The organism is Roseomonas sp. FDAARGOS_362 (assembly GCF_002754815.1).
GTDB classification, from domain to species: Bacteria; Pseudomonadota; Alphaproteobacteria; order Acetobacterales; family Acetobacteraceae; genus Roseomonas; species Roseomonas mucosa.
The window spans coordinates 178,384-203,586 of the sequence record NZ_CP024582.1 but is presented as its reverse complement, the minus strand read 5'-3'; the positions used below and the strand labels follow the sequence as shown (position 1 = coordinate 203,586).

The 25,203-nt window shown below is 67.3% G+C and carries 23 protein-coding genes; 7 read left to right on the top strand and 16 right to left on the bottom strand.

Annotated features, from left to right (window positions below; all coding sequences use genetic code 11):
* Positions 1-4 precede the first annotated feature (4 nt).
* From CTJ15_RS00905 to CTJ15_RS00830, 16 genes are all read right to left on the bottom strand, one after another.
* A complete protein-coding gene (locus CTJ15_RS00905; protein WP_075821450.1) occupies positions 5-1,183 on the bottom strand; it encodes an ABC transporter substrate-binding protein in 1,179 nt (392 codons plus the stop codon).
* Positions 1,184-1,244: 61 nt separating this feature from the next.
* A complete protein-coding gene (locus CTJ15_RS00900; protein ID WP_075821449.1) occupies positions 1,245-2,237 on the bottom strand; it encodes a catechol 2,3-dioxygenase in 993 nt (330 codons plus the stop codon).
* A complete protein-coding gene (locus tag CTJ15_RS00895) occupies positions 2,234-2,956 on the bottom strand; it encodes an alpha/beta fold hydrolase (RefSeq protein WP_075821448.1) in 723 nt (240 codons plus the stop codon). Before CTJ15_RS00895 ends, CTJ15_RS00900 begins: the two co-directional genes overlap by 4 nt.
* Complete coding sequence (locus tag CTJ15_RS00890; RefSeq protein ID WP_099780859.1) at positions 2,946-3,797, bottom strand: class III extradiol dioxygenase family protein; 852 nt, start codon at positions 3,795-3,797, stop codon at positions 2,946-2,948. The genes CTJ15_RS00895 and CTJ15_RS00890 overlap by 11 nt, the downstream gene beginning before the upstream one ends.
* Positions 3,797-4,162: a hypothetical protein gene (locus CTJ15_RS00885; protein ID WP_075821446.1), complete on the bottom strand. Its 366-nt coding sequence runs from the start codon at positions 4,160-4,162 to the stop codon at positions 3,797-3,799. Before CTJ15_RS00885 ends, CTJ15_RS00890 begins: the two co-directional genes overlap by 1 nt.
* Before the next feature lie 129 nt (positions 4,163-4,291).
* Positions 4,292-5,281 carry a LysR family transcriptional regulator gene (locus CTJ15_RS00880; RefSeq protein ID WP_075821445.1) on the bottom strand — a complete coding sequence of 330 codons (990 nt, stop codon included), beginning with the start codon at positions 5,279-5,281 and terminating at the stop codon, positions 4,292-4,294.
* A 145-nt stretch (positions 5,282-5,426) separates the two neighbouring features.
* Complete coding sequence (locus tag CTJ15_RS00875; RefSeq protein ID WP_075821444.1) at positions 5,427-6,305, bottom strand: NAD(P)-dependent oxidoreductase; 879 nt, start codon at positions 6,303-6,305, stop codon at positions 5,427-5,429.
* Positions 6,302-7,207, bottom strand: coding sequence for an amidohydrolase (locus tag CTJ15_RS00870; RefSeq protein WP_216348575.1), 906 nt, complete (start codon positions 7,205-7,207; stop codon positions 6,302-6,304). Before CTJ15_RS00870 ends, CTJ15_RS00875 begins: the two co-directional genes overlap by 4 nt.
* Positions 7,204-8,205: a tripartite tricarboxylate transporter substrate binding protein gene (locus CTJ15_RS00865; protein WP_075821443.1), complete on the bottom strand. Its 1,002-nt coding sequence runs from the start codon at positions 8,203-8,205 to the stop codon at positions 7,204-7,206. The genes CTJ15_RS00870 and CTJ15_RS00865 overlap by 4 nt, the downstream gene beginning before the upstream one ends.
* 16 nt (positions 8,206-8,221) lie before the next feature.
* Positions 8,222-9,208, bottom strand: coding sequence for a tripartite tricarboxylate transporter substrate binding protein (locus CTJ15_RS00860; RefSeq protein ID WP_226945870.1), 987 nt, complete (start codon positions 9,206-9,208; stop codon positions 8,222-8,224).
* Positions 9,209-9,247: 39 nt separating this feature from the next.
* Positions 9,248-10,096, bottom strand: a complete 849-nt coding sequence (locus tag CTJ15_RS00855; RefSeq protein WP_075821441.1) for an ABC transporter substrate-binding protein — start codon at positions 10,094-10,096, stop codon at positions 9,248-9,250.
* On the bottom strand, positions 10,089-10,772 hold the full coding sequence (locus CTJ15_RS00850; RefSeq protein ID WP_026033604.1) for a 4-carboxy-4-hydroxy-2-oxoadipate aldolase/oxaloacetate decarboxylase: 684 nt from the start codon (positions 10,770-10,772) through the stop codon (positions 10,089-10,091). The genes CTJ15_RS00855 and CTJ15_RS00850 overlap by 8 nt, the downstream gene beginning before the upstream one ends.
* Before the next feature lie 450 nt (positions 10,773-11,222).
* The gene (locus tag CTJ15_RS00845) at positions 11,223-12,113 is read right to left on the bottom strand and encodes a ParB/RepB/Spo0J family partition protein (RefSeq protein ID WP_058390342.1); all 891 of its coding nucleotides are present in this window, start codon (positions 12,111-12,113) and stop codon (positions 11,223-11,225) included.
* A gap of 1 nt (position 12,114) precedes the next feature.
* Positions 12,115-13,128: an AAA family ATPase gene (locus tag CTJ15_RS00840; protein ID WP_026033605.1), complete on the bottom strand. Its 1,014-nt coding sequence runs from the start codon at positions 13,126-13,128 to the stop codon at positions 12,115-12,117.
* Between the two features lie 204 nt (positions 13,129-13,332).
* Positions 13,333-13,965: a hypothetical protein gene (locus CTJ15_RS24090; protein WP_139323247.1), complete on the bottom strand. Its 633-nt coding sequence runs from the start codon at positions 13,963-13,965 to the stop codon at positions 13,333-13,335.
* Positions 13,966-13,982: 17 nt separating this feature from the next.
* The gene (locus CTJ15_RS00830; RefSeq protein ID WP_075821440.1) at positions 13,983-14,834 is read right to left on the bottom strand and encodes a helix-turn-helix domain-containing protein; all 852 of its coding nucleotides are present in this window, start codon (positions 14,832-14,834) and stop codon (positions 13,983-13,985) included.
* Between the two features lie 825 nt (positions 14,835-15,659).
* Here CTJ15_RS00830 and CTJ15_RS00825 point away from each other — a divergent pair.
* The 7 genes from CTJ15_RS00825 to fdhE all read left to right on the top strand — a co-directional run bounded on the left by CTJ15_RS00825 (position 15,660) and on the right by fdhE (position 25,203).
* Positions 15,660-16,775: a hypothetical protein gene (locus CTJ15_RS00825; protein WP_126281722.1), complete on the top strand. Its 1,116-nt coding sequence runs from the start codon at positions 15,660-15,662 to the stop codon at positions 16,773-16,775.
* Between the two features lie 65 nt (positions 16,776-16,840).
* Positions 16,841-18,106 carry an FAD-binding oxidoreductase gene (locus CTJ15_RS00820; protein ID WP_075821439.1) on the top strand — a complete coding sequence of 422 codons (1,266 nt, stop codon included), beginning with the start codon at positions 16,841-16,843 and terminating at the stop codon, positions 18,104-18,106.
* Between the two features lie 82 nt (positions 18,107-18,188).
* On the top strand, positions 18,189-19,190 hold the full coding sequence (locus tag CTJ15_RS00815) for a 4-hydroxyproline epimerase (protein ID WP_026033606.1): 1,002 nt from the start codon (positions 18,189-18,191) through the stop codon (positions 19,188-19,190).
* Between the two features lie 296 nt (positions 19,191-19,486).
* Positions 19,487-22,570, top strand: a complete 3,084-nt coding sequence (gene fdnG, locus CTJ15_RS00810; RefSeq protein ID WP_099780858.1) for a formate dehydrogenase-N subunit alpha — start codon at positions 19,487-19,489, stop codon at positions 22,568-22,570.
* Positions 22,571-22,578: 8 nt separating this feature from the next.
* Positions 22,579-23,565, top strand: a complete 987-nt coding sequence (gene fdxH / locus CTJ15_RS00805; RefSeq protein WP_075821438.1) for a formate dehydrogenase subunit beta — start codon at positions 22,579-22,581, stop codon at positions 23,563-23,565.
* The gene (locus CTJ15_RS00800; RefSeq protein WP_019463346.1) at positions 23,562-24,242 is read left to right on the top strand and encodes a formate dehydrogenase subunit gamma; all 681 of its coding nucleotides are present in this window, start codon (positions 23,562-23,564) and stop codon (positions 24,240-24,242) included. The genes fdxH and CTJ15_RS00800 overlap by 4 nt, the downstream gene beginning before the upstream one ends.
* A 40-nt stretch (positions 24,243-24,282) precedes the next feature.
* On the top strand, positions 24,283-25,203 hold the full coding sequence (fdhE, locus tag CTJ15_RS00795; protein ID WP_075821437.1) for a formate dehydrogenase accessory protein FdhE: 921 nt from the start codon (positions 24,283-24,285) through the stop codon (positions 25,201-25,203).

The following is a 25,203-nucleotide window of genomic DNA, read 5'->3' as shown; positions in this document are numbered from 1 at the left end:
CCTCTCAGCCCGAGGCCGGCTTGGCCGGATCCCGGACAGCCATGACCGTGGCGAACTCGACATTGTACAGCTCGCCATCCAGACGCTCGCAGCGGCGCATGTAGATGTTCTGGACGATGTCGCGGGTTTGCGCGTCGATGGAGATCGGCCCCCGCGGGCTTTCCCAAGACAGGCCCTTCATCGCCTCCAGCAGGATTGGCCCGCCGGAAGCGCCCTTGGTCTTCTCCAGCGCCTTGTAGATCAGCGCCATGCCGTCATAGCCGCCGACCGCCATGTAGTTCGGCCGCATGTCCTTGTTGGCCGCCTTGAAGGCCTTCACGAAGCTCTTGTTCAGCGGACTGTCATGCGCCACGGAATAGTGCTGCGACGTGACCACGCCGAGCGCCTGGTCGCCCATGTTGTTGAGAATGTCGTCGTCCAGCACGTCGCCCAGCCCGATCAGCCGGATGCCGGCCTCCTTCAGGCCGCGCTCGGCGAACTGCTTCATGAAGACCGATCCGGCGCCGGACGGCACGAAGATGAAGACCGCATCCGGCGAGGCATCGCGCGCCCGCTGCAGGAAGGGCGCGAAATCCGGGCTGGCCAGGGGGACGCGCAGGGATTCCGGCACCTGCCCGCCGGCCTGCACGAAGGGTTCCTTGAACCACTTCTCCGCATCGATGCCCGGGCCGTAGTCGGACACCACCGTGACGACCTTGCGGATGCCGTTCTCCGGCGCCCAGCGCCCCAGGGGCAGGGCCACTTGCGGGATGGTCTGGGACGTGCGGACGATGAAGGGCGACGCCTCGGTGATGCTGGAGGTGGCGGCTGCCATCACGACCTGCGGCACCTTGGCGCGCGTCGCGATCGGCGCGGCGGCGAGGGCCAGCGGAGTCAGACCGAAGCCCGCCAGGACGGCGGCCTTGTCGTTCACCACCAGCTCCTGCGCATGGCGCCGCGTCGCATCCGCGACATTGGCGTCGTCCCGGACGATCACCTCGACCGGACGCCCGGCCACCTCGCTGCCGTTCTGCTGCATGTAGAGGCGCACGGCGGCCTCGATCTGCCGTCCGGTCGAGGCGAAGGGCCCCGTCATCGGCAGGATCAGGCCGATCTTGAGCGGCTCCGCGGCCCGCGACAGGCGCGGTGCCGCGAGGGGCAGGGTCATCGCGGCACCAGCCGCCAGGAATTCTCTTCTTCTCATGGTTCTTTCCTCCCGAACAAAGACGCGGGACCGGACCGGCCCCAGCTTCCTAAACCTCCGATCAGTACACGATCCCCTCCGCGTCCATCTCCTCCAGGGTCGGCGTGCCATGGGTGTGGAAGCTCTCGATGGTCTTCAGGCCCCAGGCTTGGCCCTTCCGCCGCTCCGCCTCGCTCCAGCGGATCGGCTTCCAGTCCGGCGCCAGGATCAGCCGTGCGCCGGCATTGGCCAGTTCCACGCGGTTGCCGCCCGGCTCATAGACATAGAGGAAAAAGGTCTGTTGGATCGCGTGCTTGTGCGGACCGGTCTCGATATGGACGCCGTTCTCCAGGAAGATGTCGGCGGCGCGCAGGATCTCCTCGCGGCTGTCGAGGGCGAAGGTCAGATGGTGGAAGCGCCCGCGCCGTCCGTTGCTCTCACGGGAATAGGCGATGTCGTAGCTCTTGTTCGTGCAGGTGAACCACATGCCGGCCTCGACGCCGGTGTCCAACACGATCTGCTCCGTCAGCTGCATCCCGAGGCACTGCTCGAAGAACTCGCGGTTCGCCTTGATGTCGGCGGCGAGGCAATTGACGTGATCGAGGCGCCGCACGTTCACGCCGCGCCCGGGGAAGCGCTGAGCCTGGTTCTTCAGCGCCGGCCGCAACTCGGGTGGCGCCTCGTACCATTCCGTTTCGTAGTAGAGCTCGATCAGGTGCCCATCCGGGTCCCGGAAGCAGAGGGTGCGGCCGTGGCCCAGATCGCCATCATGCCATGACACGTCGTGCCCGCCGGCACGCAGCGCCGCGGCGCGGCGCTCCAAGGCTTGCGGGCTCCTGACGCGGAAGGCCATGTGGCCCATGCCGGAATGGCGCGCCGCCGTCAGCTTCAGGCAGTAACGCTCATAGTCGTCCCAACCCCGCAGATAGACCGAATCTCCCTGGTGGCCGCTCTCCGTCATGCCCAGGACATCGACGAAAAAGCGCAGGCTCTCCTTCGGCCTGGGCGTCAGCAGTTCCAGATGCCCGAGATGGGCCAAGTCCATCACGGGTTCCGCGGATTGAAGGGATGTCATGCCATCACTCCCAGGCGCAGCCAGGCACTCAGCACGCCGGTCACGGCGGCCGGTGCCTCGACCGTACTCATATGGCCGCTGTCCTCGATCACCGCGAGTTCGGCATCGCGGATGGCCGCCGCCATTTCCTCATGCTGCGACAGCGGGCTCCACCCATCCTGCCGTCCGCAGGCCACCAGGGTCGGACAGTCGATGCGTGGCAGGACCGCCGCCGCGTCGGGCCGGTTCAGCAGCGCCCTGACCTGCTTCCCGAAGATCTCCGGCGTGGCCCGGCACACCATCTCTGCCAACGGCCGCATCAGCGCGGGGTCACCGGCGCGCTGCGGATGCACCATGGGCGGCAGCCAGCGCTCGGCCAGGGCCGCCATGCCCTGTGCATGGGCGAGATCGACGAGCTCCTGGCGCTTCGCGGCCTCGCCCGGGCGGCGGGGATGCACGCCGGTGTCCAGCAGGGCCAGCCGCTCGACCCGTTCCGGGGCCCGATCCAGGATTGCCAGGGCGACGCGTGCGCCCATGGAATGGCCTGCCAGCGCGAAACGCTCAGGCGCCATGTCAAGAATGGCGCCTGCCATTGCTTCGATGGAATCGAGGCCCCAGAGATCCGGCACCAGGACATCGTAGTCCCGTTCCAGGCTGTGCCGCTGCGGCACCCAGACGGAGGCATCGCAGAGCAGGCCGGGCACCAGCACGACCGTGCGCCGCCCATCCCTATGCGACATGCGGCATGTCCTCGTAGATCACCTGGGCGAAGCCGGTATGCAGCGGTGCATGGTAGTTCCGGTGCAGGCAGCGCACACGCATGGAAAGGGCGCCGCGCATGGCGAGCCACATGATCACCTCCGCCCCTTCCGCGCCGCCGCGCTCGATGAAGTCCTGCAGCCGCAGCCCGGCTAAATGCTCCGGGTCGTCCTGGAGCCGGTCGAGGAACTCCATGTCCCAGTCCTGGTTCTGATAGCCGAAGCGCTCGCCATGCAGCTGGTGCGACAGGCCTCCCGTGCCCAGCACGACCACGTCCATGTCCCTGGGGAAGCTCTCGACAGCCCGCCGCAGCGCCTTTCCCAGCCGGAAGAGCCGTCCCGGCCCCGGCACCGGGAACTGGAGCACGTTCACGGCGAGCGGGAGGATGGCGCAGGGCCAACCCTCCGCGTGATCCGGCCAGAGCGCCGAGACCGGCGTCAGCGCCCCGTGGTCAAGCGGCATGTCCTGGCAGACGGTCAGGTCGAATTCGTCATCCACCAGGCTGTGCGCGACATGCCAGGCGAATTCCGCGTCGCCCCGGACTGGCGGCAGGGGTCGCGGCCCGAAGCCCTCGTCGGCGATCGGATGCTCCCCGGCGACGGAAAGCGCGAAGGTCGGATAGCGGTCGAAGAAGAAAGAGGTGACATGGTCGTTGTAGATGAGGATCGCGGCGTCCGGCCTGCGCTCGCGCAGCCAGTCCTGCATGGGCCGGTAGCCGTCGAGCAGCTTCTCCCATCCGGGCTCCTGCCAAGCACCCTTGTCGATCAGCGCCCCGATGGAAGGGGCATGGGGCGAACCGAGGCCGGCGATGATCCGGGCCATCAGGGGGCTCCCTTCCCGCTGTTGCGGCTGGCGAGGTATTCCTCCAGCGTCTCGCCGCGCATCTGCGCGCCCGTGGCGGCCAAGCCATCGCCGCAGAGCTGCGACAGCCGCAGCAACGGGAAGACGTTCGCGCCACGCCGCACCAAGCCGATCCAGTCATGCGCCAGGACAAGCGCCCGGTCCTCGGGAGCGAGATCGTAGGGCGCCATCGCCGCTTCCGGATTGGCCATGAAGGCATCCCGCTTCGACGCATGACGCAGGTCGTAGCAGAAGCGGTTCAGCCGGAGCGCATTGGTGGCCGTCACCCCCGTGTTCAGGTAGGTGCCGGCGGGCAGGCGCCCGGGATCGAGCTGTCGGCTGCGCATCACCAGGACTTTTCTCCCCGTATCCCCCACCCGCTTTCCGGCCCTTCGCCGAGGCGATGGGTGCGGGCTCTTGAGAGTGGAAGCTAGACCGGCGAAGTGGGAAAGGTGTTATCGCTTCTTCGGCGCGCGTTATGCCGGGCCGACATAGGACCCACCAGCTCCAGCCCGCTCTCCGGCCAATCCTGGATGCTGGCCCTGCGCCGCGATCTCCTCGACATAGCGCCGCAACCCGTCCACCAGGACCTCGGCGGCTGCGGAGAGCGGCGTATCGGCACGCCGGATGAAGCCCGCCGGGCGCGGCCGGGAGACGGCAGGCAGCGGTGCCGCGCGGATCGTCCCCCGCAGCAGGTCACCCGCCATCATGGTATTGGGCATGACCGAGATGAAGTCGGTCGAATGCAGCATCTCGCGGATGAAGCCGTAGGAGGTCGAACGCATCGAGGTGGTCGGGGCGAGGCCCAGCGTTGCCAGGAACTGGTCGATCTCCTGCCCCACGCGCTGGCCGATCGTCGGCAGCACCAGTTCCCAGCGGCGCAGCGCCTCCGCCGTGATGGGGGATTCGAAGACAGGATGGTCGGTGCGGGCAAGGACCGAGATCGGTTCCTCGTACAACGCCTCCCGCAGCAGCCCGTCCGGCCTCTCGGGCGGATAGAGTTGCCCGATGACAAGATCCAGCTCCCCACCCTCCAGCTTGGGGAGGAGCTCCTCCGTCTTGCCCTGGACAAGCTGGACCACGAGTTCCGGGTGCTGGCTGCGCAGCCGCCCCAGCAGGCCCGGAAGCACGCCGGCGGCGGCCACGGGCAGGGCGCCCAGCATGATCGTGGTCTTCATCCGCCCGACCAGCCGGTCCAGTTCCTCATCCAGGCGGCGCAGTTCGCCCAGCAGGCGCCGGGCCGATTGCAGCACCACCTCCCCCGCCGGCGTCACGCGCACGCCGCGCCCGCTGCGCTCGAAGAGTTGCAGGCCCAGCAGCGCCTCGGCCTCCTGCAGGCTGCGGGTCAGGGCCGGTTGCGTGACGGAGAGCGCACGGGAGGCGGCCAGGATGCTTCCATGCGCCCCGATGGCATCGACAGCCCGCAGGAGCCGCAGCTTGAGTTGCTGATCGAGATGCCTCGGCATTTCTTCCTCCCCCGGAGCCCTGGTGCGCGCGGTCGGGACGGCACGCGCCAGGATGTCACCCTCCGAAGGCACGGCCCCGGCCAGGCATCATGCCTCACCGGGGCCGTCAATCCCAGCCGGGCCGGCTGCCGTGCCGGAGGACGGATCAGAGCTTCGCCAGGACCGCGTCCAGTAACGCGTCGAGGTCCTCGGTCGCCAGCTCCTCCGGGGAAAGCCTTGCCCCGCGATCGGCGGACCAGTCCTGCCGCTCCGCGATCGGGCCACTGAGGATCGGCGGCACGCCGACCTCCGACACAGTGCGGGCAACCTCGCGCATTTCCTCCGCGCGGCGCCGGCCATGGATCAGGGGACGGCTGATCACGTAACGCGCCAATCCACGCCAATCGGGATGCGGCAGGGTGTCGGAAAGGGAGGCCAGGACCTCCTTCTCCACACCGTAGCGCCGCGCGGCCAGGAGGCACTCCGTGGCCAGGGCCTCCAGGCCCTTGATCATCACGCTGCGGCACATCTTGACCGAGGAGGCGCGGCCGACCTCTTCCGAGAAGACCGTCAGGGCCATGTCGAAAGCCGACATGCTCACGGCAAAGGCCGTGGCGTGCGGCCCACCCAGCAGCATGGGCGAACGGAGACCCTTGGGCGGCACGCTGGTCATGACCGCGGCCTCCACATAGCGACCGCCGGCCGCCTCCACGATCGCCGTGGCCTCGCGCTTCGTGCCGGGGGACACGGAATTCACGTCCAGCACGAAGGGGGCATGGCCGAGGCCCGCCGCGATGGAACGCATGGCGTCCAGATCGGAACCGGCCGTCACCGCGACGATGACCAGCTCCGCCCCCCGCACCGCCTCCAGCGGAGAGGATGCCGCCGCCTGTCCCGCCTGCCCGGCGTTCCGCGACGCCTTGCTGTCCGGGTCGGCGAAGGCGGGATCGAAGGCGGCGATCTCCGTGACGCCAGCGGCGCGCAGGTCGCGCGCGAAGATGCTGCCGACCTCGCCATAGCCGATGATCGCGATGCGCATGCTCATGCCGTCTGCTCCTCGCTCCAGTAAAGGCGGGCCGGGTTGTCCACCAGGATCTTCCGGCGTGCCGGCTCGTCCGTCACCGCCTCCGCCAGAAGGTCCAGAAGGTCGCCGTCATTGGGCATGTCCCCGGCGATGTTGGGATGCGGCCAGTCCGTGCCCCAGAGCACGCGGTCCGGCGCCACGGAAACCAGGGCGCGCGCAAAGGGAAGCGCGTCGTGGAAGGGTGCCCCTTCGGAGGAGACGCGTTCGGCACCGCAGACCTTCACCCAGGCCCTGTCGTTGCGCATCAGCTCCAGCAGGCTCCGGAAGGCCGGCTGCTCCAGCCCGCCCCGCGCCTTCACCCGCCCCATATGGTCGATCACGAAAGGAACGCGGATGCGGGCGATGCGGGGCGCCAGTTCCGTCACGTCCTGCGCGTCCAGATGCAGCACCACATGCCAGCCGAGAGGCTCGATCTGCTCCAGCACCCGCTCGAAGAAGCCCATATCCGGCATGCCGCCGAGATGGCGCACGAAGTTGAAGCGCACGCCGCGAATGCCGCCTTCGTGCAGGCGCGCCAGCTCGGCGTCGCTCACGCCGGGCTCCACCACGGCAACGCCGCGATACGCGCCGCCGGAGCGCGCGATGCCGTCCAGCGTCACCCGCATGTCGCTGCCGTGGCAGGAGGCATGGACGATCACCGCGCGCTCGATGCCCAGGATGCCATGCAGGCGGCGCAGGCCATCGAAGGGTGCGTCGGGCGGCGTGTAGGCGCGGTCAGGCGCATAGGGGAAGACGGCATCCGGGCCGAAGATGTGGCAATGCGCGTCGCAGGCGCCTGGCGGGGCCCGGTAGCGGGGCGGGCGCGTGTCCGGGTCCGGGCCCTTGCAGGTCGGGATGTCGCGGGGGGGCAATGTCTTCGTCACTGGCGCGGGATTCCTGCCTTCTCGATCACTTCGGCCCAGCGCGCCGTATCGGCTGCCAGGAGCTTGCCCATGGCCTCGGCCGTTCCGCCCTGCGGCTCCACCCCCGACTGGGTGAGGATGTCGCGCACGGCCGGCCGCGCCAGCACGGCATTCACCGCCTCGTTGATGGCGGCGATGGCCGGGGCGGGCGTGCCCGACCTGGCAACCAGGGCGTTCCAGGAGGTCACATCGTAGTCCTTCACGCCGAGCTCGGTCAGCGTCGGCACGTCGCCCAGGTTCGGCGCGCGCTTCGTCGAAGTGAGCGCGATGGGTCTTATGGCCCCGTCATGGATCTGGCCCAGCAGAGGCGCCGTGATCTCGAATGCCAGGTCCACATCGCCGCGCAGCAGCGCCGTGACGAGCTGCGGCGTGGCCGGGAAGGCCACGGTTTCCGCCTTCACATCCGCCCTGATCTTGAAAAGTTCAGCCGAAAGGTTCTGCGTGCTCCCGGCATTGATCGTCCCGATGTTCAGGCCCCCGGGCTCGCGCCGCATCTTTTCCAGGAGGTCGGAGAAGCTCTTGATGGGGGAGCCGGGCGCCACGATGAGCGCGATGGGAAAGCTGCCCAGCGTCACGATCGGCGCCAGGTCGCGCAGCGGGTCGAAGGGCAGCGAGTGGAAGAGGGTGCGACTGATCGCCGTCCCGTTTGTCGCCGCCATCAGCGTGTGGCCGTCCGCCGGGGCGTTCATCAGCTGCTGCGCGGCGGGGATACCACCGGCCCCGGGGCGGTTGTCCACCACCACTGGCTGCCCCAGCCGGTCGGCAAGGGGGTTGGCGACGGCCCGCACGGTGAGGTCCGCCACGCCACCGGCCGCGAAAGGCACGATGACGCGGATCGGGTGATCCGGGAAACGGGTCTGCGACAGGACGATACGGGGCGCCGCCAGCGTGGATACCCCCAGGAACGTACCCGCGCCGAGGAATACGGTTCGGCGCGTGATCGCCGGATGATCGGTCATGCCTTTCCTCCCTGGCTCAATTGGCCTGGACGCCGGTGCGGCGGATCACGTCGCCCCAGCGTTCCCGCTCCGCCGTGATGAAGCGGCCGAATTCCTCTGGCGTGCCGGGCGAGGCCACGGCGCCTTCCGCCTCCAGCCGGGGTTGCAGCTTCTCCCCTTTCAGGATGCGGGCGCTTTCCGTGTTTAGGCGCGCGACGACCGCGGGCGGGGTCCGGGCCGGAGCGACGAGGCCATACCACTGCACGGCCTCGAAACCGGGCATGCCCTGCTCGGCGATGGTGGGAATGTCCGGCGCGGCTGCCAAACGTTGCAGCGAGGAGACACCCAGGGCACGCAGCAGCCCATTGCGCACCGCGGGCAGGGCCGGGGGGCCGCCTGTCAGCGTCAGGTCGATGGCACCCGAGATCAGGTCGTTCATCATGGGGCCGGTGCCGCGATAGGGCACATGCGTCATCTCGATGCCCGCCGCGAGGCTGAAGGCGACGGCGGCAATATGCGCAGCCGATCCATTGCCGCCGGAACCGTAGGTGAGCCCGCCCGGCTTCTCCTTGGCGAACGCTACCAGTTCCGGCACCGTCTGGGCACGGAGCTTCGGATGGACCACTATCACGTTCGGCACGATGGCGACGAGCACGACCGGGGCGAAGGCGGTGGCCGTGTCGAAGGAAAGGTTGTGGTAGAGAGCCGGGTTCACCGCCAGCGTGCCGATATGACCCATCATCAGCGTATGGCCATCGGCCGGGGCATGGGCAACGAATTCCGTGCCGATCGTCCCGCCCGCACCGCCGCGGTTCTCCACGACGAAGGGCTGGCCGAAGCCCTCCTGCAGCTCGCTGCCCAGGGCGCGGGCCAGGATGTCGGTGGAACCGCCTGGCGTGAAAGGCACCACGATCCGGACCGGGCGCTCGGGCCAGCGGGACGTCTGCGCGCCGGCGCTCCGCGTCGCAAGATGGGCGCCGAGGCCCAGCATTCCCGCGGCGATCCCGCGGCGTGTCGTTGGCATTTCTTCTTTCCTCCCTTGCAGGCCACCCGGGGCCCGCTCCTATCCGATCCCGGCTGGGAGCCCCTCCCAGATTTCCTCCAATGTCAGCGGTGCCGGCAGGAGCTGTTGTTCCGCGCAGAAGCGGCTGGCGAGAAGAAGAGCCGGATCGAGCGCCGCATGGCCGGTCATCGGCGCGTCCCGGAACAGGCGGACGAGCTCGGCGGCCAGGTCCGGTCGCCGCGCGACGACGTCGCCGCGCATGACCAGAAGGTGGTTCACCGGCTTGAAGCCATATCTCGCGCGGAACGCCTCGCCCGCCGCGACCGGATCGGGAAAGACCGTGCGCAGCTTCGGGTCCTCCGGCACGTCATTGCCGACGATCACCGCGTCCAGCGCGCCCTTCTCCAGCATGGCCATCATGTCGGACCCGGCCGGGGCACGCTCCGCCCAGGGTGGGTCCCGGTACTCGGCCAGATGGGCATCCTCGAAGGTCACCCAGTGCAGATCGCTCGGCCGAAGGCCGAATTCCTCTAGCAGGCAGCCCCGTAGCCACATCCCCGTGGTCTGGCTATAGGCACGCACCCCGAGACGCCGGCCCGCGAGGTCGATCGGCCCCGCGACGGGACTGTCCGCCCGGCAGAGCAGCGCGGCCTCCTGGAAGCGCGCCGCCATCACCACGGGCAGCAGCACCAGCGGCTTGCCGGCGGCCTTGGCCATCAGGAAGGTCGCGATGGCCATCTCGCTGACCTCGAAGCGTCCTTCCCGCACCATGGGTGCGAAGGCGCGGCTGACCGGCTTGATCCTCGCATCCTCCAGCCGGAGGAGCAGCGAGGTGACCTGGCCATCGAGCACCGGCGCGCTGTGCGGATAGCGCCCGATGGCCGAATGCAGGACGGTCGGGTCAGTCATCGGCGTCCTCGTAGCGCAGCCCCTTCCTGGCCAGCGCCTCGCGCATTCCATAGATGTCCAGCCCGAGCTCGCCGGCGGACAGACGCGCCCGGGTCCTGGCTTCCTTCTCCTCCCGTGTGGCGGAGGCGCGCAGCACGGCCTCGGCCTCCCCGCGTCGGACCACGACCACCCCGTCATCGTCGCCAACGACCAGATCGCCCGGGTGGATGAGCTGCCCGGCGCAGACGACGGGCAGGTTCACGTCCCCCAGGGTCTCCTTGACGGTGCCCTGGGCCGAAACGGCCCTGGACCAGACGGGGAAGCCCATCTCCCGGAGCGCACCCACGTCGCGGCAGCCGGCCTCGATCACCAGGCCGACCACGCCGCGGGCCTTCAGCGAACAGGCCAGGAGCTCACCGAAATAGCCCGCGTCGGAGGGCGAGGTGGGCGAAACAACCAGGACATCGCCGGGGCGGCACTGCTCCACGGCCACATGGATCATCCAGTTGTCGGCTGGCGCGATCGACACGGTCACGGCGGTGCCAACGGCGTGTGCGCCCGGATAGATCGGCCGCATATGAGCGCCCAGAAGGCCACGGCGCCCCTGCGCCTCGTGGATCGTCGCGACACCAAAGGGTGCGAACCCGGTGGCGATCTCGGGCGGAACGCGGGGTGGACTACGGCGGACCAGGCTCATGCCAGACTCTCCACGACATGCAGGAACAGAAAGGGGTGCCCTTCGGCCGGGATGGCGAGCCCCTCCGCCATGCCGGGTCTGGGCCTGCTCACCTGTGCCCCTGGCTGATGCGGGACATCGGCTTGGCCGTCATGGGGCCAAGGCATGGGAATGGCTGCGAGAAGACGTTCCATAGCGCGCGACGTGCCTTGTTGACCGGCTCGCACCATTGTTCTTCCTCCCGTCACCAAGCAGGTGCGGGGACCCTAGGCGCGACAGGAGGCCTTGTCGTATCGCTTTTCCCTCGGTCGCTATGAGCAACCGGCATAGGATGCATATCCAGGTCCGCGGAATGGTGCGACGCAAAAATCGAACGTGGCAGCGGCCCTCTGGCTTCGCATGCCCACCGCAGCGCCAGTTCTGCCGACCAGAGACTGGGGTTCTGACGTCAGAACCCCAGTCTCCGGCTTCTCAGTCCTGTTGCGACAGGATCTGCGCAATACGCGCCTGCACCTCGATCAGTCTTTCCCGCTCCAACGCCGACGGGGCGCGCTTGCGGGCCACCAGATCCTGCAGCCACTTGTCGAAACGGTAGAGCGCGACGGGCTTCGGCGCCTTGCGGGCGGCTCTGGGGGGCGGCTCCTCCGCCTCGGCAGGTGCTTCATGCGCCATCTTCGCGGTCCGCAGGGCACGGACCGTGATCCGCCCGGCATAGGCATTGGCGATCAGGGCATCCCGCATCCGGCCTGCCGGCAAGCGCGCGAGTTCCACCAGGATGTTGCGCGGCAGGTCCAGCTTGCCGTTCTCCAGGTCCATGACGAAGGAGGGCGGCAGCGTCAGCATTCGCAGCGAGGCGCTGATCTCCCCCTTGGTCCGGCCCAGCACCTCGGCGACACGCGTCTGGGTCCAGCCCTGGCTTTCCAGGAGCCGCTGGATGCCCCGCGCTTCCTCGACCGGCGTCAGGTCGATCCGTTGCAGGTTCTCCAGCAGGGCCAAAGCTCCGGCGCCATCCTGCTTCTTCCACTCGATCGCCAGGATCGAAGGCCAGCGGAGCAGCTTCGCCGCCCGCCAGCGCCGTTCCCCCGCCACGATGACCCAGTCCGCGGGGCGCTCCGGATCGCGGCGCAGGAGGATGGGCTGCAACTGTCCCTGGTCGGACATGGTGGAGGCCAGGGAAGCGAGACCGTCCGGGTCGAAACTCTTGCGCGGCTGGTCCGGGTCCGGCGAGACCCGGTCCAGCGGCGCCTCGAAGGTATGCGCGAAGCGGCTCGCGGGCGTCACGAGCGAATTTGTCGCTTCCCCGATCGAGTTCGCCACGGCCCCGAGCAGGGGCGAGGGACGACGCTTGCGGGACACGGCCATGTCAAGCGACCTCCGCCCGCGGCAGTGGCCTGCCATCGCTAAGCGCCTCGGCCAGCCGCAGATAGGCAGCCCCGGCCGCCGCGCCGCTCTGGCCATGGCTGGCCGGGACCGCGATCCGCCCGTCGCGGGCAGCATGGCCGAAGGCGGCGCTGGCCGGGATCGGCTCCAGCAACGGCACCCGTTCCATCATGGCCTGCGACAGGTGGCTCAGCACCTCGCGGTCTACGGCCCGGCGCTGGCTGAACTGGGTCGGCAGGACGCCGATGATCCGTAGGTCCGGGTTGAGCCTGCGCTGCACCTTGTTCGCGGTGGCCAGGATGAGACCCACCCCCATCGCGTCATAGGGTTCAGTGCGGACGGGCACGATCACCTCCGTCGCCGCGGCGAGGGTCATCCAGGTCAGCATGCCGAGATTGGGTGGCGCATCGAGCACGATCCAGTCATAGCTGGACCGGATCGGCGCAACCGCCTCCCGCAAGGCGGCATCGAAGCCCGGTTCCCGGCGCCCATCGGTGTCCGAGAGTTCGATATGGCTGGCGACCAGGTCGAAGGGGATGATCCGCCCCTGACCCGCCGTGTCGGCCAGCACGTCGCCGGCATGGACGATGGCCTCGGCGAGGGGACGGCCGTTCAGGATGACATGGGCGGTGGTGCGGCCCTGGCGATAGGCCTCGACCCCGCCGCCGGCCAGCACCGCGGCGGTGGCCGTGGCCTGCGGGTCCATGTCGATCACGAGCACGCGGCGTCCCAGGGCCGCCAGGGAGGCCGCGACGTTCAATGCGCTGGTGGTCTTGCCGACGCCGCCCTTCTGGTTGGCGAAGGCCAGGATACGAGCATTGGCGGGACGCGCCTGGGAGATGGCCGCGATCTCCACTGCGACTTCGCGCGGGATGGGCTCGCGCCCATTCTCCCAGCGGCTGATCTTGGACTTGTCGTAGGCGCGGCCCATGCGCCTGTTGAGGATATCCTTCAACTCGACCTGGCTGAGACGAAGCTGCTGCCTCGCCTCCTTCAACAACTGCGAATCCACGCTCAGCCCCCCGGAACAACTGGCCCCATCGACAGCCGGCGACGTTGCTACAGATCATCAACCCAATCAACCCATAGGTTGATGGTTGCTTCAGGTTCGGACATCGGAACACCATCTCCCACCATTGTCGCGTAGGCTGGCGGCGGCCCGGCAGAACCACGTTCATCGGACCTCCCGGTGGGCATCCGGTCAGGCCGGAACCCGTCGGAAGGTGCGCTGGGTCAGATCCTCCATCCGGCGCAGCATGGGATTTCGCCTCGTCTCCGCTCGGTACAGCAGCGCCTGCAGCCTCTGCCGGCGCGTTTCCGGTTCGGAGACGGCTTCCCGGCAAAGCGCCACCATCTCGCAGATCTGCGGCCGCCATTTGCGGGTGCGGCGCCATTGCCGACAAGCCTCTTCCACGGCCCATATCGGGAACTCCCCGAGATCCTCGGCCCAGTCGTCAGCGATCATCTGCTCGACCTGTGGCGGGTTCGGCTCGGCGCGAAAATGCGAAAGCAGAGCCAGGATGCGGGCGAGGAGCACGCCCCTCTCTGCCGGCCGCAGCGCTATCTCCAGTTCCGAAAGGTGTTGTGCAGCCAGATCGGCCAGCCCGTCCTCGACCTCCGATGGGGGTTGCCAAGTCTCCATGATCCGGACCGTGCCATTGTCCGGGAAAAGGAAGCGCCGCTCCTGGATGCCTCTTTCCAGGAGCCTCGCCACGGGTGTCGGCGGAGGCGGCAGAGGCTCTCTCGCCACCAGCGATGCCGCATCACGTCTTCCGGCCATACTGGAAGGCCGATCCTCCCGCCTGGGATGGGAGGTTCGCGGATTGATCTGCACGCTCTGGCCCCTCCAGTTCAGTAGGGGCTGACATGGCTGGGCGGCGACATGGCCGCGGCTGCCCAGGCGTCGAAGCGATGGAGGCGGTGCTCTGCCGGTTGCCTCGCGGCGGACACGGCCTGCTGGCCCGCCCCTTCCAACCCGGTGGCCTGCGGACGTCGAGGCTGTGTACGGTCGGCGATCAGCCATTCCAGCCAGGCTGCATCGAGATTGGCGTAACGGTAGCCCTTGGCGCGGCAACGCGTGACGAAGCGAAGCGTGTGGTGCTCCAGCGGCGCATCCGGGTAGAGCTGTCGGGCGCGTTCGGCGATCTCCCGCGACGGCGACCAGTCCTGAGCGGGCTCTGCCAGGGAAGCCCCTGGTCTTGGCGGTTGTGTCGGCTCGTCCCGTTCTTTCGGAGGCGTTTGGTCCCTGCGCTGCGCAGGCACAGCGTGCGTGTCCTGAATCTGTTCAGGAGTCGCGTGACTCGTGTCAGCCGGATGACAGGGCCTGTCGCCAGCCGGACGAAGCCCTGTCTCTCCCATGACAGGAAGCTGGGTGTCCTGCACGAAGCTGCGTGCCTGCTCCGGCGTCTGGGCCAGATGGTAACGGCAGCTCGTGGTGCCGCCGTTCTGGCGGGCGCGCGCCTGCTTGCGGATCAGCCCGGCCGCGGCGAGTTCGGCGATCACCCGGTTCACCCAGGGGCGGCTGCGGCCCAGCCGCCGTGCCAGTGTCGCCTGGGATGGTTCGCAGAAGCCGGCTTCATCGGCATAGGTGCAAAGGGCGGCCATCACAGCCAGCCGGTCGGCATCCACGGCAGGATGCAGCAGCCACCAGGCGGGGATCTTGCCCCACCGGGTCACCTGATCGAGGGGTGCATTCGATGCCATCCGGAACCTCCGCCTGTGTGAGTCGGCGGCATCCGGAAGCGCCTCCCTGGCCCGAGTCAAACCATGACTCGGGAGCGGCTGTAGGAACTCGGCGCGCTTCGGATGGCAAAGGCCGCGGAAACGGAAGGGGAGCCGCGCTCTTGTATAGGGCGGCGGCGCACCGGCTTCGTGACGGTCTTGCGACTCCGATTCCGGCCGGGATTCGGCGCGAATATGGAGGGCAAGCGCGCGGTCGCCGGCTATGCGCGGCCGGCTCCGCCATGCCGGGAACTTCCCCGAGGCGCTGTCTGCTATCGGCTCGGTATCTTCAGTGGCTACCTCTTGGGGCGGTACCCGCCATCGTCCCCACAGATGTAGGAATTTCGCGCGTTTCCCGCTGAGGGGAGCCTCCGGGCCCTTGGTCAGCACCATCCGGATATAGGAGATCGGCGCGTTTCACGGCCCGCGAGGGATGTGAGGCGCGAAATGCGCCAATCCCCTATACCTCACCCTTGCAGCGGTAACGGAAACGCGCGCTTACCCTACAGGCCCCGTAGGGGGCCAAGCTCCCTGCACCGCCCGGAGGCGGGATAGCTGTAGGGAAAGCGCGCGTTTGAGGGATGGCTGTAGGGGATGGACGCGCTTCACCATCCACTCGCCCTGGCGATTCGGTCGGTTTCAGCCCGGGGGAAGCCGGAATCGTCAGCTAAACGCGCCTTTCCCCTTCATAAAGGCGCCGATCGCCTCCACGGTCCGCGCCTTTCTCCTTCATACCTGACGCAACAGGCGCTTGATGACCGGGGCCTGAGCCCGCCAAATGAGCTGGACGCGGGCGGAAAGGGGATCATGTCGGAGCAGAGGGCCGCTTTGAAGCAGCCGACCCCATTGCAGCTCATCCTGTTCGAGAACTCGGACGCGGATGACAAGCGCTATACGAACACGATCAACCTCTACGACATCGCGCCTCGCTTCGTGTTCTACACGGACAGCCGGGCAGAAGGCGGCTACCTGCGTTCGATACGCCGCGAGTTTGAACACGCCGGCATCACCTACAAGCTGCTGCTCCGTCCCGGCCGCCTGGTTCGGGCGGACGGAGCCGAGCGGGAGGAGTTCCCCGGGGAGCGCGAGCAGATCGTCGAGGCGGTGATGCAGCGCATCGCCAGCGACCGTGCCCGTCTGAGCGTGGAGAACGAGAAGGTGCGGCTCTCCTTCTCCCTGTACGAGATACGGGAAGAGCTGCGGAAGGTCCGGCACCTCTACAGCCTGGACGAGATCAAGGACGCGCTGACGGTCCTGCACACGGCGGTGGTCGAGATCACCCGCACGGACCGCAAGGGGCAGATGGTTCTGTCCTCCTCCTCCTTCCCGGTGCTCGCCCTGCGCCGGAAGGACGACCAGGAAAGCGCCTATCTGGAGTTCAATCCGCTCGTCGAGAATGCGATCAAGAATCTCCACTACCGCCGCATCAACTACGACTGGCTGATGCGGATCTCGCATCCATTGTCGCGCTGGCTCTACCTGAAGCTGTGCCAGAGCATCACGGAGGTTCGGCCCGGGGAAAGCCCCCTGATCTCGATGACGGCCATGGAGATTGCCCGGGATGGGCCCATGGCGGCACGCTCGCGGCCGCGGGACACGCTGCGCTACGTGACGAAGGCCGTGGAGGTCCTGGTCCGGGATGGGCTTCTGGAGGATCTTGGCCCGGACGGGACGCGCATCATCAAGGACGGCCGCAAGAAGGCGGACGTGGCCTTCGACATCGTGCCGACGCAGGGCTTCATGGATGACATCCGCCGCGCCGATGCCCTGGTGGCGGACAGCAAGGAGCGTCTGCGCATTGCCTCGGGCAGCGAAAGCCCGAACCGCTTCGTGAATGTCGAGCGCGCTTCCACCCATACGGTAAAGTCCGCCCGCCGCCGTCTGGCCGCGAACGCTTTGGCCAAGACCGCTTCGGGGGGATAGGCCCATGAGTGTTTCGGACCATCCACCGGGGATGGGCAGCTCCGGCCGGATGTGGCGGAACCCGGATGAGCTCCGCGGAACCTGATCGCAACGGCGCCGACGTGGTGGTGATCGGCGGCGGCATCATCGGCTTGGCCATCGCTTCCTGCCTGCGGCAGCGTGGCCGGTCGGTCCTGCTGCTGGACCGGAAGGGCATCGCCCTGGAAGCCAGCTACGGCAATGCCGGCGCCTTCGCCTTTTCCGACGTCATGCCCCTGGCCTCGCCCGGAATCATGCGCAAGGCGCCACGCTGGTTGCTGGACCCTCTCGGTCCTCTGGCCATCCCGCCACGCTACCTCCCGCGTATCGCGCCCTGGCTCTTCCGCTTCTGGCGCGCCAGCCGCCCGGACAGGGTCCGGCGCAGTGTCCTGGCGCAGGTGGCGATGATGCGGCTCGCGGAACAGGAGATGTCCGCCCTGGTCGAGCGGTACGGGTTGGCGTCCATGGTCCGTGCCGACGGCGCGCTGGAGCTCTACGAGAGCGAGGATGAATGGCAGGCCGCCCTGCCGGGATGGGAACTCCGGGCCGCGCATGGCATCGCCTTCCGGCACCTGCGGGGAGGGGAGATCGCCGCATTGCAGCCGGGCCTTTCGCCCCACATCCGTGTCGCGACCTTTGTGCCGGGATGGAAGACCGTCACCGATCCGCATCTCTTCGCACGCGCCATGGCTAGCCGGTTGCAGGAGCATGGGTTGATCTTTCGGCAGGCGGAGGTCCGGACGGTACGGCCGGATGGAGACGCCCGGGTATCGGTGCATCTGGCTGATGGCACCAAACTGGCGGCTTCCCGGGCGGTGATCGCCTGTGGTGCCTGGTCGCGCCCCCTGGCCTTGGCCCTGGGGGACCGGATCCCGCTGGAAACGGAGCGCGGTTACAACACCACCCTGCCGCCCGGCGCCTTCGACCTGCGGCGCCAGTTGACCTTCGGGGCGCATGGCTTCGTGGTGACGCCGATCGGCGGCGGGGTACGCGTTGGCGGTGCCGTGGAACTCGGTGGGCTCTCTGCTCCGCCGAATCATGCGCGTTCACAGGCCCTGCTGGACAAGGCGGCCACCTTCCTTCCCCAGTTGCGCACCACCGGCGGAACGCCGTGGATGGGTTTCCGCCCTTCGCTTCCCGACAGCCTTCCCGTGATCGGGCCGTCCCGGGCCAGCCCGCACATCCTCTACGCCTTCGGCCACGGCCATCTCGGCCTGACCCAGTCGGCGGCGACGGGGCGGCTGGTCGCCGATCTGCTCACCGGCCAGGAACTCCCCCTCGATCCCGCCCCCTTCCGCCCCGGACGTTTCTGAGGCGCGCCATCCTGCTGGCCGGGCGTGACGGCAGAGGATCAGGCGCTATGCTCTGGTGAATACCGAACGGCGAGGCATCCTCATGGCACGGCACAGCTTCTTCTGCATTGACGGCCATACCTGCGGCAATCCGGTGCGCCTGGTCAGCGGTGGCGGGCCGATCCTCGCCGGCACCAGCATGATTGAGAAGCGCGCCCATTTTCTCGCTGAATATGACTGGATCCGGACCGGTCTGATGTTCGAGCCGCGCGGGCACGACATGATGTCGGGCTCGATCCTCTACCCGCCCACCCGGCCGGATTGCGACATCGCCATCCTGTTCATCGAGACCTCGGGCTGCCTGCCGATGTGCGGGCATGGAACCATCGGCACCGTCACCATGGCCCTCGAACATGGCCTCGTGACGCCGAAGCAGCCTGGCCTCCTGCGCCTGGACACGCCGGCCGGCGTCGTCACCGCCGCCTACCGGCAGGAAGGCGGCTTCGTCGAGGAAGTGCGGATCACCAACATCGCCTCCTTCCTGCATTCGGAAGCGCTGGAGGTGGATTGTCCCGGCCTGGGCCCGATCCGTGTCGATGTTGCCTATGGCGGCAACTTCTACGCCATCGTCGATCCGCAGGAGAGTTTTCGCGACATGGCCGACTTCTCGGCCTCCCATCTCGTGCAGATGAGCCCGCTGCTGCGGCGCGCCCTGAACCAACGCTATGACTTCGTGCATCCCGAGAAGCCCGAGATTCGTGGCCTCAGCCACATCCTGTGGACCGGCGCACCGAAGCAACCGGGAGCGGATGCGCGCAACGCCGTCTTCTACGGGGATAAGGCGATCGACCGCTCGCCCTGCGGCACAGGAACCTCGGCGCGGATGGCGCAATGGGCCGCGAAGGGAAAGCTGCGCCCAGGCGACGCCTTCGTGCACGAGAGCATCATCGGATCGCTCTTCCACGGTCGGGTGGAGGAAGTCGTCAGCTTGGGCGGGCGTTCCGCGATCATCCCCTCCATTGCTGGCTGGGCGAGGACCACAGGCTACAACACCATCTTCATCGATGACCGCGATCCCTACGCACATGGTTTTCAGGTGGTGTGAACTGGACGGGAGTGCTGACGTCAGAACCACGGGGATGTAGTGCAGAGCAGCGAGATGTTGCGTTACCGAACGTATAAAACCACCGCCCATTTCAACCTTCGGCAACGGTCACTATCGGTCTTCATCCCTTGCGCCGAGCCAAGGCGGCGCAACTCTCCATATTATGATGGCACACTACGATGAGGGTGCCGCCAGCACCGGGATTCGCCCCTGAAGCTTGCTTGACCGCAAACGAGACGGAAACTAACTCTTTCCGGTATACGAGGCCCAAACGGCCCGAGGAGGCTTCTGTGACCATGCAGATCTCGCGGCGCGGCCTGCTGAAGGCTGCTGGCGCGGGTGTCGCGGCAACGTCTTTGGCATCCATGGGGTTCGGTGAGGCGGAAGCCGCCGTCGCCGCCCATGTCCGGCCACTGAAGCTCGCGAACACCACCGAAACGCGCAACACCTGTCCCTACTGCTCCGTGGCCTGCGGCGTCATCCTCTACTCGAAGGGAGACGTCCGGAAGGGCGACAAGGCCGAGATCATCCATGTCGAGGGCGACGTGGATCACCCCACCAATCTCGGCACGCTCTGCCCCAAGGGCGCGGCGCTCAAGGACTTCATCCACGCGCCGACCCGGCTGAAGCAGCCCATGGTACGCCGTCCCGGATCGGACCGCTTCGAGCCGGTCTCCTGGGACCAGGCGCTGGACCGCATCGCCCGGCTGATGAAGGACGACCGCGACGCCAACTTCCTGGGTCAGAATGAGGCCGGTCTGCCGGTCAACCGCTGGACCACGGTCGGCATGCTCGCAGCCTCGGCCACGACCAACGAGACCGCCTGGTGTACCTTCAAGGTCGCCAAGGGTCTCGGCATTGTAGGATTCGACAACCAGGCTCGCGTCTGACACGGCCCCACGGTGTCCAGTTTGGGCCCGACATTTGGCCGTGGCGCGATGACGAACGCCTGGACCGATATCAAGAACACCGATCTCGTTGTCGTTATGGGCGGCAATGCGGCGGAAGCACATCCCTGCGGCTTCAAATGGGTCACGGAGGCGAAAGCCCACCGGGGCGCCAAGCTGATCGTCGTGGATCCGCGCTACACCCGCACGGCCTCGGTGGCGGATTTCTACGCGCCGATCCGGCAGGGCTCGGACATCGCCTTTCTGATGGGCGTGATCCGCTACTGCATCGAGAACGACAAGATCCAGTGGGAGTACACCAAGGCCTTCACCAACGCGGCCTATATCGTGAAGGAAGAATTCGGCTGGCAGGACGGGCTCTTCACCGGCTATGACGAGGAGAAGCGCGACTACGACCGGTCGAGCTGGGAATACGAGGTCGGCGAGGACGGCTATGCCGTCACCGACCCGACCCTCCAGCACCCCCGCTGCGTCTGGAACCTGCTGAAGCAGCACGTCTCGATCTACACGCCCGAAATGGTGGAGCGCATCTGCGGCACGCCGAAGGCCAAGTTCCTTCGCGTCTGCGAGATGATCGCCGAGTGCTCGTCGCCGACCAAGACGATGACCTCGATGTACGCGTTGGGCTGGACGCAGCATTCGCACGGCGCCCAGAACATCCGCGGCATGGCGATGCTCCAGCTCATCCTGGGCAATATCGGCGTGCGCGGCGGTGGCATGAACGCGCTGCGCGGGCATTCCAACATCCAGGGCCTGACCGATCTGGGCCTGATGTCGCACCTGCTCACCGGCTACCTGAACATGCCGACGGAGTCCGAGAAGGACTTCGAGACCTACATGAAGAGCCGGCAGTTCAAGCCGCTCCGTCCAGGCCAGACCAGCTACTGGCAGAACTACCGGAAGTTCATGGTCAGCTTCCAGAAGGCCATGTGGGGCGACAAGGCCACCGCCGAGAACGGCTGGGCCTACGACTACATCCCGAAGCTGGACGTCCCTTCCTACGACGTCCTGCGCATGTTCGAGCTGATGAACGAGGGCCGGGTCAACGGCTATATCTGCCAGGGCTTCAACCCGGTGCTGGCCTTCCCCAACCGGGGCAAGGTGGTTTCGGCCCTTTCCAAGCTGAAGTTCCTGATCACCATGGACCCGCTGGAGACGGAGACGGCCCGCTTCTGGGAGAACCATGGGGACTTCAACCCCGTGGACACCGTCTCCATCCAGACCGAGGTGTTCCAGCTTCCCACCACCTGCTTCGCGGAGGAGGAGGGATCGCTCACCAACTCCGGACGCTGGCTGCAGTGGCACTGGGCCGGTGGCTCGCCGCCGGGCGAGGCGGAGCACGACACCTGGATCATGGCGCAGATCTTCCTGCGCATGCGGGAGCTCTACCGGAAGGAGGGCGGGGCCTTCCCCGATCCCATCCTGAACCTGTCCTGGGACTATCAGGACCCGACGGAGCCTTCGCCGGAGGAACTGGCGAAGGAGATCAACGGCCGCGCCCTGAGCGATGTGCGCGACCCGAACGATCCTTCCAAGGTGATCGTCCAGGCCGGGAAGCAGGTGCTGAACTTCACGCAGCTGCAGGATGACGGCTCGACCATGAGTGGCTGCTGGATCTATTCCGGCTGCTTCAACGAGGCAGGCAACAACATGGCCCGCCGGGACAACCACGATCCCGACGAGACCGGCGCCTATCTCGGCTGGAGCTTCGCCTGGCCGCTGAACCGCCGGACGCTGTACAACCGCGCCTCGGCGGATCTGCAGGGCAAGCCCTGGGATCCGAGCCGCAAGATCATCGAATGGGATGGAGCCAGGTGGACCGGCTATGACGTGCCCGATATTGGTGTCACGGCGAAGCCCACCGAGGTCGGCCCCTTCATCATGAACCCGGAAGGCGTCTCCCGCCTCTTCTCCCGGGGCATGATGCGCGACGGGCCTTTCCCGTCGCATATGGAGCCCTTCGAATCTCCGGTGCCCAACGTGCTGAACCCACGCATACGGGGCAATCCGGTGGCGCGCGTGTTCCAGAACGACGTGTCCCAGTTCGGCAACGCGGACGAGTTCCCCTTCGCGGCGACCTCGTACCGGCTGACAGAGCACTTCCACTATTGGACCAAGCACAACCGGGTGAATGCGTCCCTGCAGCCGGAGTTCTTCGTGGAGATCTCGGAGCAGCTCGCCGCCCTCCGCAAGATCGACAACGGAAGCTGGGTGCGGGTCTGGTCCAAGCGTGGCTCGGTCAAGGCGAAGGCCCTGGTCACCAAGCGCATCCGCCCGCTGATCTGCGATGGGCGGGAGGTGCATGTGGTGGGCATTCCGCTCCACTGGGGCTTCGTGGGCGCGGCCCGGAAGGGCTTCGGCCCGAACTCGCTTTCACCCTTCGTGGGTGAGGCGAATATCGAAACCCCGGAATACAAGGCGTTTCTGGTCAATATCGAGCCCAGCACGCCGCCTGGGGGGGCAGTGGCATGAGCGCCGGCATGATGGACAGCCCGCGGACGGCGGCCAGCAATCCGCCGACGCAGCCGATGGCCAGCCAGTTCGGCGAGGCCGACCTAATCCGCCGTTCGGCGACGGAGAACCTGCCCGCGCCGCAGCGGCAGTTCACCCCTGTGGCCAAGCTGATCGATGTCTCCAAGTGCATCGGCTGCAAGGCCTGCCAGTCCGCCTGTGTCGAATGGAACGACACCCATCCGGACATCGAGGAGAATCATGGGGTCTATACCAACCCCCATGACCTCACCGAGAACATGTTCACCCTCATGCGCTTCACGGAATGGGTGAATCCGGAGACCGACAACCTCGAATGGCTCATCCGCAAGGATGGCTGCATGCACTGTGCCGACCCGGGTTGTCTCAAGGCCTGCCCGGCCCCCGGCGCGATCGTGCAGTACAGCAACGGCATCGTGGACTTCATCCACGAGAACTGCATCGGCTGTGGCTATTGCGTGAAGGGTTGCCCCTTCAACATCCCCCGCATCTCCAAGGCCGATCATCGCGCCTACAAGTGCACCCTCTGCTCGGACCGGGTCGCGGTGGGGCAGGGGCCGGCCTGTGCCAAGGCCTGTCCGACCAAGGCCATTGTCTTCGGCACCAAGGAGGACATGAAGAAGCATGCCGAGGAGCGCATCGCCGACCTGAAGTCGCGCGGCTATGCCCATGCCGGGCTCTACGATCCGCCCGGCGTCGGCGGGACGCATGTGATGTATGTCCTGCACCACAACGACAAGCCGCATATCTATGCCGACCTGCCGGACAATCCCAGGATCTCTCCCCTGGTGCAGACCTGGAAGGGTGTCACCAAGTATGTGGGCTTGGCGGCGATGAGCGTCATGGCGGTCGGCAGCGTGATCCACGGCGTCTTCGCGCGTCCCAATCGGGTCAGTGAGGAGGACGAGGAGAATGCCGAGAAGCTGGTGGAAACCAGCGTGAAGGCCCCGCCGCAGCCGGGAGAGCATCTACGATGACCGAGCACGTCCAGCCAGGAGATGCCATCCACCCGGGCAAGCCCGTCACGGTGGACCGCTACGGCCCCCTGGCTCGGCTCAACCACTGGATCACAGCCATCAGCCTGATCCTGCTGGCGGTGTCCGGTCTGGCCCTGTTCTGGCCCTCCCTGTTCTTCCTGACCAATCTTTTCGGCGGCGGGCAGAACACCCGGGCGATCCATCCCTGGATCGGTGTGGTGCTGTTCTTCAGCTTCTTCGTCTTCTTCTTCCAGCTCTGGCGGGCAAATCTTCCCGCCAGGGTGGATTTCGTCTGGCTGTCGCGGATCAAGGACGTGGTCAGCGGCAACGAGGAGAAGCTGCCGGAACTCGGCAAGTACAATGCCGGTCAGAAGTTCATCTTCTGGGCCATGACCGGGCTGATCCTGGTGCTGATCGTCAGCGGCCTGGCGATCTGGGAGCAGTATTTCGCCCCCTATACCTCCATCCCGACCCGACGGATTGCCGTGCTGGCGCATTCCATCGCGGCTGTGCTGATCATCTGCGTCTTCATCCTGCACGTCTATGCGGGAATCTGGACGCGGGGCACGTTGCGGGCCATGACCCATGGCTCGGTCACGGGCGGCTGGGCGTGGCGGCATCACCGGAAGTGGCTGAAGGAACTGGCTGGTCAGCGTAAGGTCGACCCCGCCGAATAACCACCGACAACGCGTGGCCGGTCCGGTCCGCGGAGGATCCATGTCAGGATTTCACAGCCTTCAGCCCGATCCCTCGATGATCGGGCGCATGCTCAAACCACCTTTCGCCGTCATGCCGGATCCGGTGGCCCTGTTCCGGCGGCGGGCGGAACGCTTCTCGGTTCTGGCGGGGGGCAGCCATCTGGCCCCCTACCTGGATTTCCTGGCCGGGCTGAGCCGTCTCCAGGCCGACCTGGCCGCAGAGCTTTCCCCCGCCGAGGCCATCCCCACAGAACAGGTCCAGCGCGCGAGGGAGAACCGCATGCCTCCGCTGGACCGCGCCTCCCTGGCCGGGGATGCGGGGCTGCGAGCCCTGGCGCGGCGCTTCCTGGAGGATGTGGCGGCTCTGTCCATGCCCGCGCCCGCGGCGGCGGCCCTGACCGAGCTGCGGCAGGCGAAGCCCGAGGTGCTGGACCGGATGATCGGCGATGTCCTGGCGGATTCCATCCCCGCCGATGCCCTGCCGCAGCACCTGTTCCTGTCCGCGGCCGTGCAGGTCCACGGCGCGAGGCTGGCCTCCCTGCTCGACCCGAAGCAGCTCGTCCCGGTGGAGACAGGCCTTTGCCCCTGCTGCGGCGGTCCGCCCGTTTCCTCCATGGTGGTGGGGCACCAGGGGGCGGAGGGGGCCCGCTACGCCGCCTGCGCCTTCTGCGGGACCCAGTGGAACGAGGTGCGGATCAAGTGCCTTGCCTGCGGTTCCACGAAAGGTATCGGCTACATGGCACCCGAGAGCGGGGAAGAGGCCACCGTGAAGGCCGAGACCTGCGATTCCTGCCGGAGCTGGGTGAAGATCCTTTACCAGAACCGCAATCCGGTGCTGGAACCGGTGGCGGACGACGTGGCCAGCCTCGGCCTCGACCTGCTGATGCGGGACACCGAATACCGCCGCGCCGGCTTCGATCCCTTCCTGCTGGGCTACTGA

Excerpts from the sequence above, each read along its gene's own strand:
- CTJ15_RS00905 (WP_075821450.1), bottom strand. The coding sequence starts at position 1,183 with ATGAGAAGAAGAGAATTCCTGGCGGCTGGTGCCGCGATGACCCTGCCC.
- CTJ15_RS00900 (WP_075821449.1), bottom strand. The coding sequence starts at position 2,237 with ATGACATCCCTTCAATCCGCGGAACCCGTGATGGACTTGGCCCATCTC.
- CTJ15_RS00895 (WP_075821448.1), bottom strand. The coding sequence starts at position 2,956 with ATGTCGCATAGGGATGGGCGGCGCACGGTCGTGCTGGTGCCCGGCCTG.
- CTJ15_RS00890 (WP_099780859.1), bottom strand. The coding sequence starts at position 3,797 with ATGGCCCGGATCATCGCCGGCCTCGGTTCGCCCCATGCCCCTTCCATC.
- CTJ15_RS00885 (WP_075821446.1), bottom strand. The coding sequence starts at position 4,162 with ATGCGCAGCCGACAGCTCGATCCCGGGCGCCTGCCCGCCGGCACCTAC.
- CTJ15_RS00880 (WP_075821445.1), bottom strand. The coding sequence starts at position 5,281 with ATGCCGAGGCATCTCGATCAGCAACTCAAGCTGCGGCTCCTGCGGGCT.
- CTJ15_RS00875 (WP_075821444.1), bottom strand. The coding sequence starts at position 6,305 with ATGAGCATGCGCATCGCGATCATCGGCTATGGCGAGGTCGGCAGCATC.
- CTJ15_RS00865 (WP_075821443.1), bottom strand. The coding sequence starts at position 8,205 with ATGACCGATCATCCGGCGATCACGCGCCGAACCGTATTCCTCGGCGCG.
- CTJ15_RS00860 (WP_226945870.1), bottom strand. The coding sequence starts at position 9,208 with ATGCCAACGACACGCCGCGGGATCGCCGCGGGAATGCTGGGCCTCGGC.
- CTJ15_RS00855 (WP_075821441.1), bottom strand. The coding sequence starts at position 10,096 with ATGACTGACCCGACCGTCCTGCATTCGGCCATCGGGCGCTATCCGCAC.
- CTJ15_RS00850 (WP_026033604.1), bottom strand. The coding sequence starts at position 10,772 with ATGAGCCTGGTCCGCCGTAGTCCACCCCGCGTTCCGCCCGAGATCGCC.
- CTJ15_RS00845 (WP_058390342.1), bottom strand. The coding sequence starts at position 12,113 with ATGGCCGTGTCCCGCAAGCGTCGTCCCTCGCCCCTGCTCGGGGCCGTG.
- CTJ15_RS00830 (WP_075821440.1), bottom strand. The coding sequence starts at position 14,834 with ATGGCATCGAATGCACCCCTCGATCAGGTGACCCGGTGGGGCAAGATC.
- CTJ15_RS00825 (WP_126281722.1), top strand. The coding sequence starts at position 15,660 with ATGTCGGAGCAGAGGGCCGCTTTGAAGCAGCCGACCCCATTGCAGCTC.
- CTJ15_RS00820 (WP_075821439.1), top strand. The coding sequence starts at position 16,841 with ATGAGCTCCGCGGAACCTGATCGCAACGGCGCCGACGTGGTGGTGATC.
- CTJ15_RS00815 (WP_026033606.1), top strand. The coding sequence starts at position 18,189 with ATGGCACGGCACAGCTTCTTCTGCATTGACGGCCATACCTGCGGCAAT.
- fdxH (WP_075821438.1), top strand. The coding sequence starts at position 22,579 with ATGATGGACAGCCCGCGGACGGCGGCCAGCAATCCGCCGACGCAGCCG.
- CTJ15_RS00800 (WP_019463346.1), top strand. The coding sequence starts at position 23,562 with ATGACCGAGCACGTCCAGCCAGGAGATGCCATCCACCCGGGCAAGCCC.
- fdhE (WP_075821437.1), top strand. The coding sequence starts at position 24,283 with ATGTCAGGATTTCACAGCCTTCAGCCCGATCCCTCGATGATCGGGCGC.